Genomic DNA, 16,132 nt, shown 5'->3' with positions numbered 1-16,132 from the left:
GACTTTCGGTTTACAATAGAAAGTATGATTAAGATTGAAACCGTATTAGATATATTAAAGAAAGATGGTCTCTTCCGTGAGATTATCGACCAAGGACACTATCACTACAACTATAGCGATGTCGTCTTTGACACCATCTGCTATGACAGCCGCAAGGCCAAAGAGAAGAGCCTCTTTTTCGTCAAGGGCGCTGCCTTTAAGAAAGAATTTCTTCTTTCAGCCATCTCTCAAGGCCTCGGTTGGTATGTGGCTGAAAAGGACTATGAGGTTGGTATTCCTGCCATTATCGTCAGTGATATCAAGAAAGCCATGAGTTTGGTAGCTATGGAATTTTATGACAATCCACAGAAAAAACTTAAACTCCTGGCCTTTACTGGTACTAAGGGTAAGACAACAGCAGCCTACTTCGCCTATAACATTTTATCTCAAGGGCACCGACCTGCAATGTTGTCGACCATGAACACAACTCTAGATGGCAAGACTTTCTTTAAGTCAGCATTGACAACTCCTGAGAGCATTGACCTCTTTGACATGATGAATCAAGCTGTGCAAAATGACCGCACCCACCTCATCATGGAGGTATCTAGTCAAGCCTATCTGGTCAAACGTGTCTATGGTCTCACCTTTGATGTAGGGGTTTTCCTCAATATCAGCCCCGACCATATCGGCCCGATTGAACACCCTAGCTTTGAAGACTACTTCTACCACAAGCGTCTCTTGATGGAAAATAGCCGAGCAGTCATCATTAACAGTGACATGGACCACTTCTCAGTCTTGAAAGAACAGGTAGAAAATCAAGACCATGATTTCTATGGTAGTCAGTCAAGTAACCAAATAGAGAATTCCAAAGCCTTTAACTTTTCAGCAAGAGGGAAACTCGCTGGTGATTATGATATTCAACTCATTGGCCACTTCAACCAAGAAAATGCAGTCGCTGCTGGACTTGCCTGTCTCCGTCTGGGAGCAAGTCTTGAGGACATCAAAAAAGGAATCGCAGCAACCCGTGTTCCTGGTCGTATGGAAGTTCTCACTCAGAAAAATGGTGCCAAGGTTTTCATTGACTATGCCCACAATGGGGACAGTCTCAAAAAACTCATCAATGTTGTAGAGACTCATCAAACTGGAAAGATTGCACTGGTTCTGGGTTCGACAGGAAACAAGGGAGAAAGCCGTCGTAAGGACTTTGGCCTCCTCCTGAATCAACACCCTGAGATTCAAGTCTTTCTGACTGCTGATGACCCCAACTATGAGGACCCAATGGCCATTGCAGATGAAATCAGTAGCTACATCAATCATCCTGTTGAAAAGATTGTAGATCGCCAAGAAGCCATCAAGGCAGCGATGGCTATCACAAACCAAGAATTAGATGCTGTCATTATCGCTGGTAAGGGGGCCGATTGCTACCAAATCGTCCAAGGCAAGAAAGAAGCTTATCCAGGAGATGCAGCCGTAGCAGAAAATTATTTATAAGGATCGTAAAAAAATCAAGGGAAACGAAACCCTTGATTTTTTCTATTTTTATTTAAAAGCGTTTTTCAAACCTTCAACGGCACCTTCTACAGCACCTTTAGCATCTTCAACTACCTCTTTTGCCTTAGCAACTGTCTTTTCTACAGCGCCTTCTGCTTCAGTCTTGCTATCCCCAGTAACTTTACCAAATCCTTCTTTGATAGCGCCTGTTGCTTGTTCCAATTTGTTTTCAAGTGACATATGATTGTCTCCTTTAATTTTATTCCGATATGTGTTACCGGTTACATATAGTTTATACCGAATACTAAGGAAAGTCAAACAATGTGCTCAGAAAAAAGAAATCAGGCCAAGTAGAAAGTTAATCTTTCCTTATCAAAATCGACGGCCAACTCATACTTTCCATCTTCATTTTGAACAATATAGCCTAGAACGACTAAACTGTCCACAAAGATGTCACGACGTTTCTGCATAAGCTGGTCTTTTTTGAGAAATTTCAACAAAAAAGTCGTCATATATTTGAGAGCATACTCAGGATTAACATCTCCCAAAATGTCATAGAGTTCCTGTTGTTTTTCTGTCAAAGGATACTGATGTTTGACCTTGTAGAAATAATTGGACAGGGTCATTTTTGATCTCGCAAAGTCTGTCTTTTCAACTAAAATAGCAGCATTGGTTTGATTGCGTAATTCTGTCTCAAACCTCTGCTCTAACAAAGCTTGATAGACCGGACTAGCTTCGCTGACAAAAATCTCTTGATCCAGTTCAAGACTATCGAGTGATTCAAGCATAGGAAGATTAAGGTAATAACGCTTATTTTCTCGTAGAATCAAACCTGCCTTTATATACTCTTCCATGAGTTTATCAACTGCAATATCTGGAAATTGAGCCTTGATTTCCCGTAAAATCACATCCTCATGCTGGTCCAGATAGCGGATCAATTCTCTAAAAAATGGCTGTCTCGTCAAACGAGATGGATTAAAAATCTGAATCATGAAGATTCCTTTCTTTACATTCTAACAGAGGCGATGCTGCCAACTGACTAGGATTGGTCCCCGGCTGGTTCAAAGGAATAGGCAGACCTAGTTCTCTGTAATACTCCCTCCAAAAATCACTAATCTCCTGCTCCCCATCTCCAAATTTCATGGGAATGGTTTCAAAAATGGGGAGAATTTCTGCCATGTACTGGGAACAGTAAAAACCTTCTCCATCTGGATAGAAAGAAGCATTATAAGGAGCTCCCAGATGTTTGCTAGCTTTTTCCTTCACAGACTGGATATCCATTTCTGGGTAAACATAGAGGTCATATAAGTGATTGGACTCAAAGAAGTCTGCTGGTTCCTGACAGATAACACCCGCCTTTCCACTAGCATGATAAATCATCCCATCCAAATAAATCGCAACATGGTTATAGTTACCTGTGGAAGTCTGGATGGCCTGTCCCATATCTGACTCATCTCTCACAAAAATCAAATCGCCATTTTCTAACATGCTTCACTCCTAGAAAAAAAGGAGCCGAAACTCCTTTCGATATAAGTCAAACTAGCCTTTCCTAATTTGAATTAACACCCAAAATCTTACGCATTAAAGCTTTCAGTCAATTGAGGTACCACTTGTTTCTTACGTGAAACAGCACCAGCAAGGAAGGCATGATTGTTTTCAAGTTTGAAGTTGAAGGCTGCTTCAACCTTGTCCATGTTAGCACCAAGTGCTAGGATTTCTGAGTTTGAGTTGACGATATCTGTAATCATCAAGACAAAGTCAGAGTAGCCGTTTGCTGTGTTGGCAGCTTGCATTGCAGCTTCAATTTCTGCTTGGCGTTCCAATACTTCAGCGATGTCAACTGTGTTTACTTGAGCAACACGGACATTATTTCCGTTCAATTCAAAAGTTTTAGCATCGATGTCAATCAATTCGTCAGCAGATTTGCTAGCCAAGTTTGTACCAGCTTTCAACATAGCCAAACCATACTCTTCCAAGTTGACACCAGCCAATTCAGCCAATTCTGGAGCAATAACCTTATCTGTTGGGTGTGTTGTTGGTGATTTCAAAAGAAGAGTATCTGAAATCAAACCTGAAAGCATCAAACCAGCAATCTCTTTAGGCACGGCTACACCATGTTCTTTGAACATACGGTAAACGATTGAAGACGCTGAACCAACTGGCTCCAAACGCATGTAAAGTGGGCTTGCAGTTTCAAAGTTAGCCACACGGTGGTGGTCTACAACACCGTAAACTTCTACTTCAGCGATATCTGATACAGATTGTTGGAATTCATTGTGGTCAGTCAGGATAACTTGCTCTGCACCCTCTGCTTTAGCAGAAGTGATAACACGCGGTGCTTCTACACCAAAATAGTTCAAGACAAAGGCTGTTTCTTCATTTGGAGTTCCAAGGGCAACAGCTTCCGTATCCAAACCATAAGCTTCTTTTGCAAGGTAGGCAAAGGCTACAGATGACCCGATGGCATCTGAGTCTGGATTTTGGTGACCAAATACTAGAATCTTAGACATGATAATACCTCATTTTGTTTATTCTCTTTATTGTAGCATTTTTTTCGCTTTTTGACAAAAGTAAGAGGAGTCAAAGGGCTCCTCACAATTCTTCAAAATAACTGATACTCTTCGAAAATCTCTTTAAACCACGTCAGCTCTATCTGCAACCTCAAAGCAGTGCTTTGAGCAACCTACGGCTAGCTTCCTAGTTTTCTCTTTGATTTTCATTGAGTATGAGTAAATTTCTATCTTGATTTTCAGATAAAAATCTTTCCTTCTGTGGCCTCTTCTTACGCTTGAAAAGGGCTTCAGCTGACATGGCTTCTTCCTTACTGGCAAAACCTTGAGCATAGATAAGTTTGACTGGCAAGCGTGCTCGTGTGTATTTGGCTCCCTTCCCACTATTGTGGACAGCGAGGCGTCTTCTCACATCAGTCGTATAGCCTGTATAGTAAGATCCATCACGACACTCCAGCACGTACATATAAGCCTTATGATCCATAATAAATCTCTTCAAGTTCAGGCGTATAAGAGCCATCATCATTGTGCACAATGAGAGGTGGCAAGACCTTAAAGCCACTTGTCGATCCATCCTTGATAGCCTCAATCAAAAGCATATTGGCTTCCTTTTCTCTTTTTGGATAAACAAACTGCAGGCGCTTAGGGGCTAGATTATGCCGTTGTAACGTATCCAAAATATCCAGAAGTCGATCAGGACGATGAACCATAGCCAAACGCCCATTAGATTTGAGAATACTCTGAGCACTACGACAGATTTCCTGCAAATTAGTCGTAATTTCATGGCGAGCCAAGAGATAATGTTCACTCTCGTTCAGATTGGAATGAGGATCCACCTTGAAATAGGGCGGATTACACAAAATCATATCCACCTTACTTCCCTGAATGTAAGCAGGCATATTTTTCAAATCATCACAGATGACCTCCATCTGCTCTTCCAAACCATTCAAACGGACAGAGCGCTCAGCCATATCTGCCAAACGCTCCTGAATCTCAACAGCCAAAATCTGTGCCTGAGTCCGAGTGCTAGCAAATAGCCCTACCGCTCCATTTCCAGCGCAAAAATCCACTATCAAGCCCTTCTTAGGAAAACGTGGAAAACGTGACAAGAGAACACTATCCACCGAATAGCTAAAAACCTCTCTATTTTGAATGATTTTAATATCTGTCGAAAAGAGCTGGTTAATGCGCTCTCCTGATTTTAATAATTGTTCTTCTTCCATGGTCCTATTATAGCAAATTTATATTAACATTACAAAAGATAGAAATTTCTAACTAGTGCTTCTGATTCTTCAAATGTTGAAGGGCTTCCTTGGTCCAAATTGGCATCATTCGTTTGAGAGGAGCAAAACCGTAGTTAAAACGGTCGCTTGAAAAGCGTCTCCGTCTCGGAAACTGGTGCTTTTCTTCCTCCAAAGTGCGGATAGAAAGACTAGCTTTCCCTGTAAATTCATCTAAATCCACTACTTGAACTTGAACCTCTTCATCGACTTTCAAGGCTTCTTGGATATTTTCAATAAAGCCTGTCCGAATCTCTGAAATGTGAATCAACCCCGTATCACCCGTCTCTAGCTCAACAAAGGCACCGTAGGGCTGAATCCCTGTAATACGGCCCTTTAGCTTATCACCGATTTTCATCTTAGTCCTCGATTTCAATTGTTTCAATCACAACATCTTCAACTGGCTTGTCCATGGCCCCTGTCTCAACAGCAGCAATGGCATCCAAGACAGCATAAGAAGCTTCATCCGCTAGCTGACCAAATACAGTGTGACGGCGGTCTAGATGAGGAGTTCCTCCTTGGTTGGCATAGATTTCTGCGATCGGTTCTGGCCAACCACCACGAGCAATTTCTTTCTTAGAATATGGCAGGTGTTGATTTTGCACGATAAAGAACTGGCTGCCGTTGGTATTTGGACCAGCATTAGCCATGGAAAGGGCACCACGGATATTGTAAAGTTCTTCTGAGAACTCATCCTCAAATGATTCGCCGTAGATTGACTCGCCACCCATACCAGTTCCAGTTGGGTCTCCACCTTGAATCATAAAGTCCTTGATAATACGATGGAAAATGACACCATCATAGTAACCATCTTTTGAAAGAGCTACAAAGTTAGCCACTGTTTTAGGAGCATGTTCAGGGAAAAGCTTGATACGCAAGTCTCCGTGATTGGTCTTAATAGTCGCGATAGGACCTTCTACTGTTTCAATGTCTACTTGTGGGAAATGCAATTCTTTTTCTACCATACCAAATCCTTCTAAGGCATCAAAAATGCCATCTTCTTCTAATGTTTTTGTAATATAATCTGCTTTTTCTTTGATGTTATCATGAGAAATTCCCATTGCAACGCTGATTCCAGCATAATCAAAGAGTTCCAAGTCGTTGAGTCCATCTCCAAAAACCATGACGTTCTCTGGTTTCAATCCTAGGTGTTCCACAACCTTTTCCACACCCGTCGCTTTGGAGCCTGAAATCGGCACAATATCAGACGAATGTTGATGCCAACGAACCATGCGAAGTTTGTCTGAGAGACTATCAGGCAAGTGCAAGTCATCTCCCTTATCTTCAAAAGTCCACATCTGATAGATATCTTCTTTTTCATGAAAATCAGGATCTACATCTAAATCAGGGTAAATTGGATTGATCGCTTCACTCATCATATCGGTGCGAGTCGACAACTTGGCATCATGACTCCCAACCAAACCATACTCAATTCCCTCTTGCTTGGCCCAAGAGATATACTCCTCAACATCTGACTTCTCAATCTGATGCTGATAAATGACCTGACATTTTTTATCTTCGATATAAGCCCCATTCAAAGTTACAAAAAAGTCAGGCTTGAGCTCACGAATCTCCGGAACGACACCAAAAATCCCTCGTCCAGAAGCAATACCTGTCAAAATTCCTTTCTCACGTAATTGCTTAAAAACAGTTGGGATTGAAGCTGGAATAAAACCTGTCTTTGAATTCCGCAATGTATCATCAATATCAAAAAAGACAATCTTGATTTTCTTTGCCTTATATCTTAATTTGGCATCCATCTCACTACCTCTTTCAATCTAACTCTTTCCATTATACCATAAAGTAGCTAAATACCACATCCCCAATAAAATCCTTGTCTCCTATCCGAATTCCTTTACTAGATACAAAACCAAATCATCATTATTTTGGCTAGTTGCATTCATTTCCAAGGGTTGATTTCGATACCAGACACCTGTCCCATCTGGAATATAGCCTCGTTTGATATACAATCTCTGGGCAGGGCCATAGCCTAAGTGCAAACCTACACCAAGAGTGACCTTACTCGAAACAAACTTGACTCGTTTTTCTGCTTCTTCTAGCAGTTGATTCCCAATCCCTTGATTTCGAAAAGGCTCAAACACATTAAAATCTGATAATTCTGGATAGACTTCTGCAAAAGGACCATGTTTAGCAGAGGGCAAAATGGTAACGTAGCCCGCTACAGCACCATCAATCTCTACAACTAAGACTTCTCTCTCCCCACTTTCCTGTTCCAGAAAATATCTAGCCAAAATTTCCTCTCTACCAGGCCAACCTTGATTCATAAATCCATGAGATAAGGATTCAATATCAGACTTAATCATATTTCTAATCGTACAATTCATCTTTGACTTACCCACCTTTACTCTTTCTATTACCATTATAGCACGCCAAGGTCAGAAAAAAACTATCTCGTGAAAAAAGACCCGACAGGGTCTGAAAAAGAGGCCCACCCTGACCCCAACTCGCTCTCCCATTTCAAAGCTCGTGAAAAAAAGACCCAACCGGGTCTGAAAAAGAGGTCCACCCGGACCTCTTTTTTAATCTTCGTTTACGAAAGGCATCAAAGCCATTACGCGAGCGCGTTTGATAGCTGTTGTTACTTTACGTTGGTTTTTAGCTGAAGTTCCTGTTACACGACGAGGAAGGATTTTCCCACGTTCTGAAACGAAACGGCTAAGAAGCTCAGTATCTTTGTAATCAACATATTCAATTTTGTTTGCTGCGATGTAATCAACTTTTTTACGGCGTTTGAATCCGCCACGACGTTGTTGAGCCATGTTTTTTCTCCTTTATAATTTTAGTTGTCCATTAGAATGGTAAATCATCATCTGAAATATCCAACGGATTTGTTGCTCCAAATGGATTTTCATCACGTGAAAAGTCTGGTACTGAATTTGTAGGCGCTGAATAGTTTGAACTTGGTGCAGAATAAGCTCCACCTGTGTGACCTTCACGCACACTACGGCTTTCCAACATTTGGAAATTCTCAGCCACGACCTCTGTCACGTAGACACGTTGTCCTTGCTGGTTATCGTAACTACGAGTCTGGATACGACCTGTCACCCCGATAAGTGAGCCTTTTTTAGCCCAATTAGCAAGGTTTTCAGCCTGTTGGCGCCACATAACGACATTGATAAAATCAGCCTCACGTTCGCCATTTTGACTCTTAAATGTACGGTTTACTGCAAGAGTAAAAGTCGCAACTGCTACATTTGATGGGGTATAACGCAACTCAGCGTCACGTGTCATACGCCCTACAAGTACAACATTGTTAATCATAGTTTACCTTCTTAAGCGTCAGTTTTGACGATCATGTGACGAAGAATGTCAGCGTTGATTTTTGAAAGACGGTCAAACTCTTTAAGAGCTGCATCGTCGTTTGCTTCAACGTTAACGATGTGGTAAAGTCCTTCACGGAAATCTTTGATTTCGTATGCAAGACGACGTTTTTCCCAAGATTTTGATTCAACAACAGTTGCACCGTTGTCAGTCAAAATAGAGTCAAAACGTGCTACCAAAGCGTTTTTAGCTTCTTCTTCAATGTTTGGACGAATAATATAAAGAATTTCGTATTTAGCCATTGATATGTTCCTCCTTTTGGTCTAATGACCCCAAGACTTTGCAAGGGGTAAGTGAGGTTCGCTCACAATAAACTATTATACTAGAAAAAAATTTTTTACGCAAGTAAAAACACCGAAATAAAAAAAGAAGATGACGAATCATCTTCTCAAAAACTATGAGTTTTTAGTCTTCTTTTTTCTTGCGAGCAAGAAGTCCAAATCCACCTAGGGCTCCAAGAAGTCCAAGCGCTGCAAGACTAGCGTTAGCTTCTGTACCTGTGTTAGGCAATTCTTTTTGACCTTCAACATATTTAGGTGTTGCTGGTTGAGTAGCTGAATCAGTTGGTACTGATGTTTCAGCTGGTGTTGGAACAGCAGGTTGGGTTGGAGTTGTTGGTTGTTCCGGTTGCACTGGAGCTACTGGTCGTTCAGGAGTCTCTGGTGTTGTTGGAACTGGTGCTGGTTCCGGCTTAGGCTCTGGTTTAGGAGTTGGAGCTGGAGTTGGTCCTGGGTAAGGAGTTGGGTTTGGCTTAGGACTGTTTGGAATATAATTAATTGGTGTATCCTCACTTGGGTTAGTTGGAACATTTGGTACTTCGTATCCTTTTGTTGGATCGTTTGGATCTACTGGTTTAAGTGGTTGTCCGTTTCCATCAACAGGTGTGTGACCTGGTACGTATGGAAGAACTGGTTTATCACTTCCTGGTTTTGTTGGATCCGTTGGATCATTTGGATACTTGATTGGGTTAGTTGGTTGACCTGGAATGTTTGGAATCCATGAACCAAGTGGTTTGTAAACATAAGTTACTGTTGTACCGTTTTCTCCAATCTTACCTTTAGCTTCACCTTCTACACGTTCCAATACGTATCCAGTAATAACTTTTCCACTTGTAGCGTACTCATCACCTACTTTACCTTCTGTAGTTTCTGAAGGTAGAAGCTCTTTACCGTTTTCATCTACATATTTAACTACTAGGTTAGCTTTGTTAGCTACATAGTTAATTGGTGTATCCTCACCTGGATTTGTTGGGATACTTGGAACTTCATATCCTTTAGTTGGATCGTTTGGATCTACTGGTTTAAGTGGTTGTCCGTTTCCATCAACAGGTGTGTGACCTGGTACGTATGGAAGAACTGGTTTATCACTTCCTGGTTTTGTTGGATCCGTTGGATCATTTGGATACTTGATTGGGTTAGTTGGTTGACCTGGAATGTTTGGAATCCATGAACCAAGTGGTTTGTAAACATATGTTACTGTTGTTCCATCTGTTCCAATCTTACCTTTAGCTTCACCTTCTACACGGTCCAATACATAGCCAGTAATAACTTTTCCACTTGTAGAGTACTCATCACCAACTTTACCTTCTTTAGTTTCTGTTGGTAGAAGTTCTTTCCCATTTTCATCTACATATTTAACTACTAGGTTAGCTTTGTTCGCTACGTAGTTAATTGGTGTATCCTCACCTGGGTTAGTTGGGACACTTGGTACTTCATATCCTTTAGTTGGATCGTTTGGATCCACTGGTTTCAACGGATTACCATCTTTATCCTTAGGTGTGTAGCCTGGGACGTATGGTACTACTTCTGTTGGTTGGCCTGGTTTTGTTGGATCCGTTGGATCATTTGGATACTTGATTGGATTTGTTGGTTGTCCTGGGATGTTTGGAATCCATGAACCAAGTGGTTTGTAAACATAAGTTACTGTTGTACCGTTTTCTCCAATCTTACCTTTCGCTTCTCCATCTACACGTTCCAATACGTATCCAGTAATAACTTTTCCACTTGTAGCGTACTCATCACCTACTTTACCTTCTGTAGTTTCTGAAGGTAGAAGGTCTTTGCCTTTTTCATCTACATATTTAACTACTAGGTTCGCTTTGTTCGCTACGTAGTTAATAGGTGTATCCTCACCTGGGTTAGTTGGTACATTTGGTACTTCGTAACCTTTAGTTGGATCGTTTGGATCCACTGGTTTCAACGGATTACCATCTTTATCCTTAGGTGTGTAGCCTGGGACGTATGGAAGAACTGGTTTGTCGTTACCTGGTTTGGTTGGATCTGTTGGATCGTTTGGATACTTGATTGGGTCTGTTGGTTGACCTGGGATATTTGGCACCCATGAACCAAGTGGTTTGTAAACATAAGTTACTGTTGAGCCATCTTTACCAATCTTACCTTTAGCTTCTCCATCCACACGAACAAGCACATAACCCTTGATAACTTTTCCACTTGTAGCGTAATCATCGCCTACTTTACCTTCTGTAGTTTCTGCAGGAAGAAGGTCTTTGCCTTTTTCATCTACATATTTAACTACTAGGTTAGCTTTATTTGCTTCATAGTTGATTGGTGTATCCTCACCTGGGTTAGTTGGGACACTTGGTACTTCATAACCTTTAGTTGGATCGTTTGGATCTACTGGTTTCAACGGATTACCATCTTTATCCTTAGGTGTGTAGCCTGGGACGTATGGAAGAACTGGTTTGTCGTTACCTGGTTTGGTTGGATCTGTTGGATCGTTTGGATACTTGATTGGGTCTGTTGGTTGACCTGGGATATTTGGCACCCATGAACCAAGTGGTTTGTAAACATAAGTTACTGTTGAGCCATCTTTACCAATCTTACCTTTAGCTTCTCCATCCACACGAACAAGCACATAACCCTTGATAACTTTTCCACTTGTAGCGTAATCATCGCCTACTTTACCTTCTGTAGTTTCTGCAGGAAGAAGGTCTTTGCCTTTTTCATCTACATATTTAACTACTAGGTTAGCTTTATTTGCTTCATAGTTGATTGGTGTATCCTCACCTGGGTTAGTTGGGACACTTGGTACTTCATAACCTTTAGTTGGATCGTTTGGATCTACTGGTTTCAACGGATTACCATCTTTATCCTTAGGTGTGTAGCCTGGGACATATGGTACTACTTCTGTTGGTTGTCCTGGTTTGGTTGGATCTGTTGGATCATTTGGATACTTGATTGGGTCTGTTGGTTGACCTGGGATATTTGGTACCCATGAACCAAGTGGTTTGTAGGTTACTACTTCTTTAGTATCTTTTGAATCCGCAGTTACTTTTGTAGTTGGTACTGTTACTTTATCAGCTAAGTATCCTTTAACTACTGGTGATTTAACTTCAGCCAAGTCTTGAGCTGGTGTCCAATCTCCATAAGTCACTTCACCTGTTACCAAGTTGACCTTAGCTTCACGAGTGAATTTAGCCTCTTGGGTAACAACTTTTGGAGTGCCGTCTTCATTTAATACTGGAGTTCCATCTTCGTACAAGTATGTGATTGTACGTGTAACAGTTTTATTTAGATCTTTTTCTTCCAAGCCAGCTGGGTATTTAGGTCCGTCTGGGTTGTTTGGATCAACAGGTGTCCCTGGTGTTTTTGGTTGATCTGGTGTAACTGGTACAACACGTTCTTTAAGCGTTACTTTAAACTCTTGATCAGTGTCTTTATCTTTATCGAACTTACCGCCTTCTGGGTATGTATTAGAAACTAATTCATATCCTTTGTTTTCAAGTTCTTTGATTTTAGCTTTTACTTCAGCCTCTTTTGTAAGTGGTGTGTCTGAATCACCTTCTTCAGTAATAGCGTCAACACCTGGAATTGGATTTCCTTTTTCATCTACGAAAGTTGTTTTTGCTTTTTGCGTATCTTTTACGTAGTTGATTGGTGTATCTTGACTTGGATCTGTTGGAAGATTTGGTACTTCATATCCTTCTTTTGGATCGTTTGGATCAACTGGTTTAAGTGGATTTCCATCTTTATCCTTAGGTGTGAATCCTTCAACGTATGGTACTTTTGGTTTATCAGTTCCTGGTGTTGTTGGATCTGTTGGATCGTTTGGATACTTGATTGGATCTGTTGGTTGACCTGGAATGTTTGGTACCCATGAACCTAGTGGTTTGTAGGTTACTACTTCCTTGATATCTTCTGAATCACCGGTTACGTTTACAACTGCTACACTTGCTTTATCAGCTAAGTATCCGTCTACCTTTGGTGATTTCACTTCAGGCAAGTCTTTAGCTTCTGACCAATCTCCGTAAGTCACTTCACCTGAAACTAAGTTTACTTTTGCTTCACGTGTGAATTTTGCTTCTTGTGTTACTGTTTTTGGAGTGCCATCTTCGCTTAATACTGGAGTGCCATCTTCGTATACGTATGTGATTGTACGTGTTACTGTTTTGTTTAGATCTTTTTCTTCCAAGCCAGCTGGGTATTTAGGTCCGTCTGGGTTGTTTGGATCAACAGGAGTTCCTGGTGTTTTTGGTTGATCTGGTGTCACTGGTACCACGCGTTCTTTAAGAGTTACTTTGAACTCTTGATCTACGCCAGCTTCTTTATCGAACTTACCACCTTCTGGGTATGTATTAGAAACTAATTCATATCCTTTGTTTTCAAGTTCTTTGATCTTCGCTTTTACGTCAGCTTCTTTTGTTAATGGAGCTTCAGATCCACCTTGTTCAGTGATTTCATCTACTCCTGGGATTGGATTTCCTTTTTCATCTACGAATGTTGTTTTCGCTTTTTGGATAGCTGTATATGTAACAACGTATTCATAATCTTCATCTGTTGCAGTTGTTGGCTGTACCGGAACTTTTTCTACACTTGCGATGTAACCTTCTTTTTGAGGTACTGTTACTTCTGGAAGGTTTGTATCACCGTTTCCAACCCAATTAATATAGATAGGTTTTCTATTGGCATCTACCTGCGCTTCATTTTTATCATTTACTTGGATAGTACCTGTATAGCTTACAGTTTGTTTTGTTGGTTCAAATACTTCTTGTCCTGCAAGATCCTTAACATCGTCTGCGTAAACATACTTAATCGTACGGTTTACTTCTTCTACTTTTGTTTTCTTAACATAGTAGTAAACAACATTATTTACAAAAGCATTAGAGTTTACTCCATTCGCTTGAAGTTCCTCTGAACTATAGATAGCGCTAGCACGTTTTGGACCAATATTAACAGTTCCTGTTGTTCCTTTTGACGGAACATCAACACGAATATACTCAACACCTTTGATAGTTTTAGTTAAATCAGGAACTTGGTTTGAAACATCATATTTTTTACCTAAAATGTTCTTAGTTTCATAGCTACCATCTTCATTAGGTTTAGCATAACCATCGTAACTTGTTGGTTCATATGCAAACTCTTCACCTGTTTCAATATTTACTAAAGTAATAGTAACAGCACCTGTTTCAAACTGACTGTTACCTCCTGCTCCAACTTCAACTTTCCAACCGTTTGCAACTTTGGTAGTTACATTTTCTTCTCCTCCATTAAGAGGTGTTCCACCTGATACAGTAAGAGTAGCTGCAGTTTTATCAGTATCCCCGACAACACTTCCATCTTTCAAACGTCCAGCTTCATCGTATATGAATTTAGAGTACTCATCTGAGAATGTACGGTTTGTTATAGCTTTTTCAACCCCAAGTTTATCTAAGCCTATTGAAACTATTGAATCTTCTTGAATCGCACCATCTATTACTTCTATCTCTAACTCTGTTGGTGATTTAATTGTTGCTTTTAATGTAAAGTTTGTATCACGACCGTCATTAAGAATCCAAACGTTGTTTGCATTAGCTTGAACATTATTCCAACGACCTGCAGGACGGTAACTTATACTATCAGCCTTATTAGTATTTGTGACAGTGTTTTTTGAACCATCAATTGCTTTAAAATACGTAAAATCATCATTTGGTAATGTAATCGTAAATTTAGAACCTTTTCCGTAACGTACATCACTATCAGTATTAATAACTACTGCATCACTCTTTCTAACGCGTTCACTTCCTTTATATCCTAAAATGTTATCTCCCATAATAGTAGCAGAAGTATTTTGTTTTTGTGCCGCTGACTTAGATGCTTTATGAGTATACTTATGTTCTAAAATTTGTTGACCATTTACACTAATTGCCGCTGTATATTCTGTATCTTTAGAAATATTAGGTGCATAGTAATCAATGGCTGTTAAGTTTTCTGCATAGAAAGTTGTTACAGCATAGTTTTTCGCCTTGTCATTCCATCTAATCGTGTAAGTAGTAGTCCCTACTTCATTCGGAATAGCTGGTTGTTCGGTAAGACGCTCTTCATAAGTCTTACCATCTTTCTTACGTTGAGACCAGAATGGACTTTCTCCTCCTCTACTTCCTACAGAGTTAGTAGTTTCTTTAGATGAAACTTCACCAATTACAGTTCCATCTGCTGCAGTAATTTTTGTACCAGGTTTAAAACTATCCCCAAACCCTGTTAAGTTTTTCATTTCAATTGTAGTAGTATCACCATTTTGAGCCTGAGATGTATCAAATACTACATCAATCCCCCATGCTTTAGGTGCAGTATTATCTGCGTTCATCGTCACATAGGCATTATTAACTGTTACAATTGCATTACCATTTCTAATAACACCTTTACCTGTAATGGTTTGATCTTTAGCATCTGTAGCTCCAAGCACAGCTTCTACTTTACCTGCATGACCTGCACGTTTCATTTCAGCGTAGACTGCTTCAATAGCAGATGAGATGCGATTTACTTGGGATGTTAGTTGTTCTTCCGTAGAATCGTTAGAATAGAGCAAACCTTTTGCCGCTACCGCTTCAAGCTTGACTGCAGCAATTGCAGCTGATAATTTTTGTTTAGCTTCAACATCTTTAGCTTCCTTATCTGAGAAGTTTGAAGCAACTGTTGCCATTACTTCTGCTTCTGAAGTCAATTGAGTAAGAACTGTCTTAACATCATCTTGTGCTTTTTCTGTTTCAACTTTTTCTGATGTTTCTTTGTCAGTTTTTTCTTTAGTTGCTTCTTTTTTGTCAGCTTGTTCTTTATCCGATTTTTCTTTACTTGCTTCTTTATCAGATTTATCAGAGACTTCTTTTTCTACTACAGGTGTTGCTTCAGTTTTAACGTCTTCTTTAGGTTCAGCTTTTTCATCTGCTTTTACAGCATCAATCTTTAATTCTGGAAGTTCTTCAACAACAGGTGTTGTTAGAGCAGAGTCTGCATCCTTCTTATTTGTAGCTGCAAGATCAGAAGTAGCCGGATTTACTGGTAGAGTCTCATCAGCTTGTACTCCATTAGCACCTAAAACAAGTGCCGTTCCCAAAAGGACACTAGCAGCGCCAAAGCTATACTTACGAATAGAAAAGCGCTGGGCTCTTCTACCATGGTATTTTTCCATTCTTGAATACATGTTTTCTCCTTCTTATCTCAATCTAAAAGTTTTATGATTACATATAAATATATGTTGGTTTTTATAAAAAAAACTCTACTATTTTATCATAAATAAAATTAACTTGTCCATAAA

General features: G+C 40.2%; 14 protein-coding genes. 1 reads left to right on the top strand and 13 read right to left on the bottom strand.

Going from position 1 to position 16,132, the window contains the following annotated elements; translation table 11 throughout:
- Nucleotides 1–24: 24 nt before the first annotated feature.
- Nucleotides 25–1,470 carry a UDP-N-acetylmuramoyl-L-alanyl-D-glutamate--L-lysine ligase gene (locus N8M16_RS08300; RefSeq protein ID WP_049516430.1) on the top strand — a complete coding sequence of 482 codons (1,446 nt, stop codon included), beginning with the start codon at nucleotides 25–27 and terminating at the stop codon, nucleotides 1,468–1,470.
- Nucleotides 1,471–1,518: 48 nt separating this feature from the next.
- Here N8M16_RS08300 and N8M16_RS08295 read toward each other — a convergent pair whose 3' ends face one another.
- From N8M16_RS08295 to N8M16_RS08235, 13 genes are all read right to left on the bottom strand, one after another.
- Complete coding sequence (locus N8M16_RS08295) at nucleotides 1,519–1,710, bottom strand: CsbD family protein (protein ID WP_000051184.1); 192 nt, start codon at nucleotides 1,708–1,710, stop codon at nucleotides 1,519–1,521.
- A gap of 101 nt (nucleotides 1,711–1,811) precedes the next feature.
- Nucleotides 1,812–2,462, bottom strand: a complete 651-nt coding sequence (locus tag N8M16_RS08290; protein ID WP_261069974.1) for a DUF1803 domain-containing protein — start codon at nucleotides 2,460–2,462, stop codon at nucleotides 1,812–1,814.
- A complete protein-coding gene (locus N8M16_RS08285; RefSeq protein WP_004257120.1) occupies nucleotides 2,446–2,958 on the bottom strand; it encodes a YiiX/YebB-like N1pC/P60 family cysteine hydrolase in 513 nt (170 codons plus the stop codon). The genes N8M16_RS08290 and N8M16_RS08285 overlap by 17 nt, the downstream gene beginning before the upstream one ends.
- A gap of 86 nt (nucleotides 2,959–3,044) precedes the next feature.
- Nucleotides 3,045–3,980, bottom strand: coding sequence for a manganese-dependent inorganic pyrophosphatase (locus N8M16_RS08280; protein ID WP_084929702.1), 936 nt, complete (start codon nucleotides 3,978–3,980; stop codon nucleotides 3,045–3,047).
- 187 nt (nucleotides 3,981–4,167) lie between these two features.
- Nucleotides 4,168–4,464 (bottom strand): GIY-YIG nuclease family protein, encoded by a 297-nt coding sequence (locus N8M16_RS08275; protein WP_238096520.1) that lies wholly within the window; start codon nucleotides 4,462–4,464, stop codon nucleotides 4,168–4,170.
- Complete coding sequence (locus tag N8M16_RS08270; protein WP_033685376.1) at nucleotides 4,454–5,203, bottom strand: tRNA1(Val) (adenine(37)-N6)-methyltransferase; 750 nt, start codon at nucleotides 5,201–5,203, stop codon at nucleotides 4,454–4,456. The genes N8M16_RS08275 and N8M16_RS08270 overlap by 11 nt, the downstream gene beginning before the upstream one ends.
- A 52-nt stretch (nucleotides 5,204–5,255) precedes the next feature.
- Nucleotides 5,256–5,618: a S1 RNA-binding domain-containing protein gene (locus N8M16_RS08265; RefSeq protein WP_000689605.1), complete on the bottom strand. Its 363-nt coding sequence runs from the start codon at nucleotides 5,616–5,618 to the stop codon at nucleotides 5,256–5,258.
- A 1-nt stretch (nucleotide 5,619) separates the two neighbouring features.
- Nucleotides 5,620–7,020, bottom strand: coding sequence for a bifunctional Cof-type HAD-IIB family hydrolase/peptidylprolyl isomerase (locus N8M16_RS08260; RefSeq protein ID WP_004257110.1), 1,401 nt, complete (start codon nucleotides 7,018–7,020; stop codon nucleotides 5,620–5,622).
- Nucleotides 7,021–7,101: 81 nt separating this feature from the next.
- The gene (locus N8M16_RS08255; protein WP_261069973.1) at nucleotides 7,102–7,605 is read right to left on the bottom strand and encodes a GNAT family N-acetyltransferase; all 504 of its coding nucleotides are present in this window, start codon (nucleotides 7,603–7,605) and stop codon (nucleotides 7,102–7,104) included.
- 195 nt (nucleotides 7,606–7,800) lie between these two features.
- Nucleotides 7,801–8,040 carry a 30S ribosomal protein S18 gene (rpsR, locus tag N8M16_RS08250; protein WP_000068664.1) on the bottom strand — a complete coding sequence of 80 codons (240 nt, stop codon included), beginning with the start codon at nucleotides 8,038–8,040 and terminating at the stop codon, nucleotides 7,801–7,803.
- Nucleotides 8,041–8,071: 31 nt separating this feature from the next.
- Complete coding sequence (ssbA, locus tag N8M16_RS08245) at nucleotides 8,072–8,542, bottom strand: single-stranded DNA-binding protein SsbA (RefSeq protein ID WP_000609602.1); 471 nt, start codon at nucleotides 8,540–8,542, stop codon at nucleotides 8,072–8,074.
- Between the two features lie 11 nt (nucleotides 8,543–8,553).
- Nucleotides 8,554–8,844 carry a 30S ribosomal protein S6 gene (gene rpsF / locus N8M16_RS08240; protein ID WP_001151778.1) on the bottom strand — a complete coding sequence of 97 codons (291 nt, stop codon included), beginning with the start codon at nucleotides 8,842–8,844 and terminating at the stop codon, nucleotides 8,554–8,556.
- Between the two features lie 163 nt (nucleotides 8,845–9,007).
- Nucleotides 9,008–16,018 (bottom strand): MucBP domain-containing protein, encoded by a 7,011-nt coding sequence (locus N8M16_RS08235; RefSeq protein ID WP_261069972.1) that lies wholly within the window; start codon nucleotides 16,016–16,018, stop codon nucleotides 9,008–9,010.
- Nucleotides 16,019–16,132: the final 114 nt, after the last annotated feature.

The organism is Streptococcus mitis, from assembly GCF_946188375.1.
Taxonomy (GTDB): Bacteria; Bacillota; Bacilli; order Lactobacillales; family Streptococcaceae; genus Streptococcus; species Streptococcus mitis_CX.
The sequence above is the reverse complement of the archived record's forward strand: the minus strand, read 5'-3'. Positions and strand labels throughout refer to the sequence as shown.

Excerpts from the sequence above, each read along its gene's own strand:
- N8M16_RS08275 (WP_238096520.1), bottom strand. The coding sequence starts at position 4,464 with ATGGATCATAAGGCTTATATGTACGTGCTGGAGTGTCGTGATGGATCT.
- N8M16_RS08235 (WP_261069972.1), bottom strand. The coding sequence starts at position 16,018 with ATGTATTCAAGAATGGAAAAATACCATGGTAGAAGAGCCCAGCGCTTT.
- N8M16_RS08255 (WP_261069973.1), bottom strand. The coding sequence starts at position 7,605 with ATGAATTGTACGATTAGAAATATGATTAAGTCTGATATTGAATCCTTA.
- N8M16_RS08260 (WP_004257110.1), bottom strand. The coding sequence starts at position 7,020 with ATGGATGCCAAATTAAGATATAAGGCAAAGAAAATCAAGATTGTCTTT.
- rpsR (WP_000068664.1), bottom strand. The coding sequence starts at position 8,040 with ATGGCTCAACAACGTCGTGGCGGATTCAAACGCCGTAAAAAAGTTGAT.
- N8M16_RS08295 (WP_000051184.1), bottom strand. The coding sequence starts at position 1,710 with ATGTCACTTGAAAACAAATTGGAACAAGCAACAGGCGCTATCAAAGAA.
- ssbA (WP_000609602.1), bottom strand. The coding sequence starts at position 8,542 with ATGATTAACAATGTTGTACTTGTAGGGCGTATGACACGTGACGCTGAG.
- N8M16_RS08300 (WP_049516430.1), top strand. The coding sequence starts at position 25 with ATGATTAAGATTGAAACCGTATTAGATATATTAAAGAAAGATGGTCTC.
- N8M16_RS08270 (WP_033685376.1), bottom strand. The coding sequence starts at position 5,203 with ATGGAAGAAGAACAATTATTAAAATCAGGAGAGCGCATTAACCAGCTC.
- N8M16_RS08285 (WP_004257120.1), bottom strand. The coding sequence starts at position 2,958 with ATGTTAGAAAATGGCGATTTGATTTTTGTGAGAGATGAGTCAGATATG.
- N8M16_RS08280 (WP_084929702.1), bottom strand. The coding sequence starts at position 3,980 with ATGTCTAAGATTCTAGTATTTGGTCACCAAAATCCAGACTCAGATGCC.
- N8M16_RS08290 (WP_261069974.1), bottom strand. The coding sequence starts at position 2,462 with ATGATTCAGATTTTTAATCCATCTCGTTTGACGAGACAGCCATTTTTT.
- rpsF (WP_001151778.1), bottom strand. The coding sequence starts at position 8,844 with ATGGCTAAATACGAAATTCTTTATATTATTCGTCCAAACATTGAAGAA.
- N8M16_RS08265 (WP_000689605.1), bottom strand. The coding sequence starts at position 5,618 with ATGAAAATCGGTGATAAGCTAAAGGGCCGTATTACAGGGATTCAGCCC.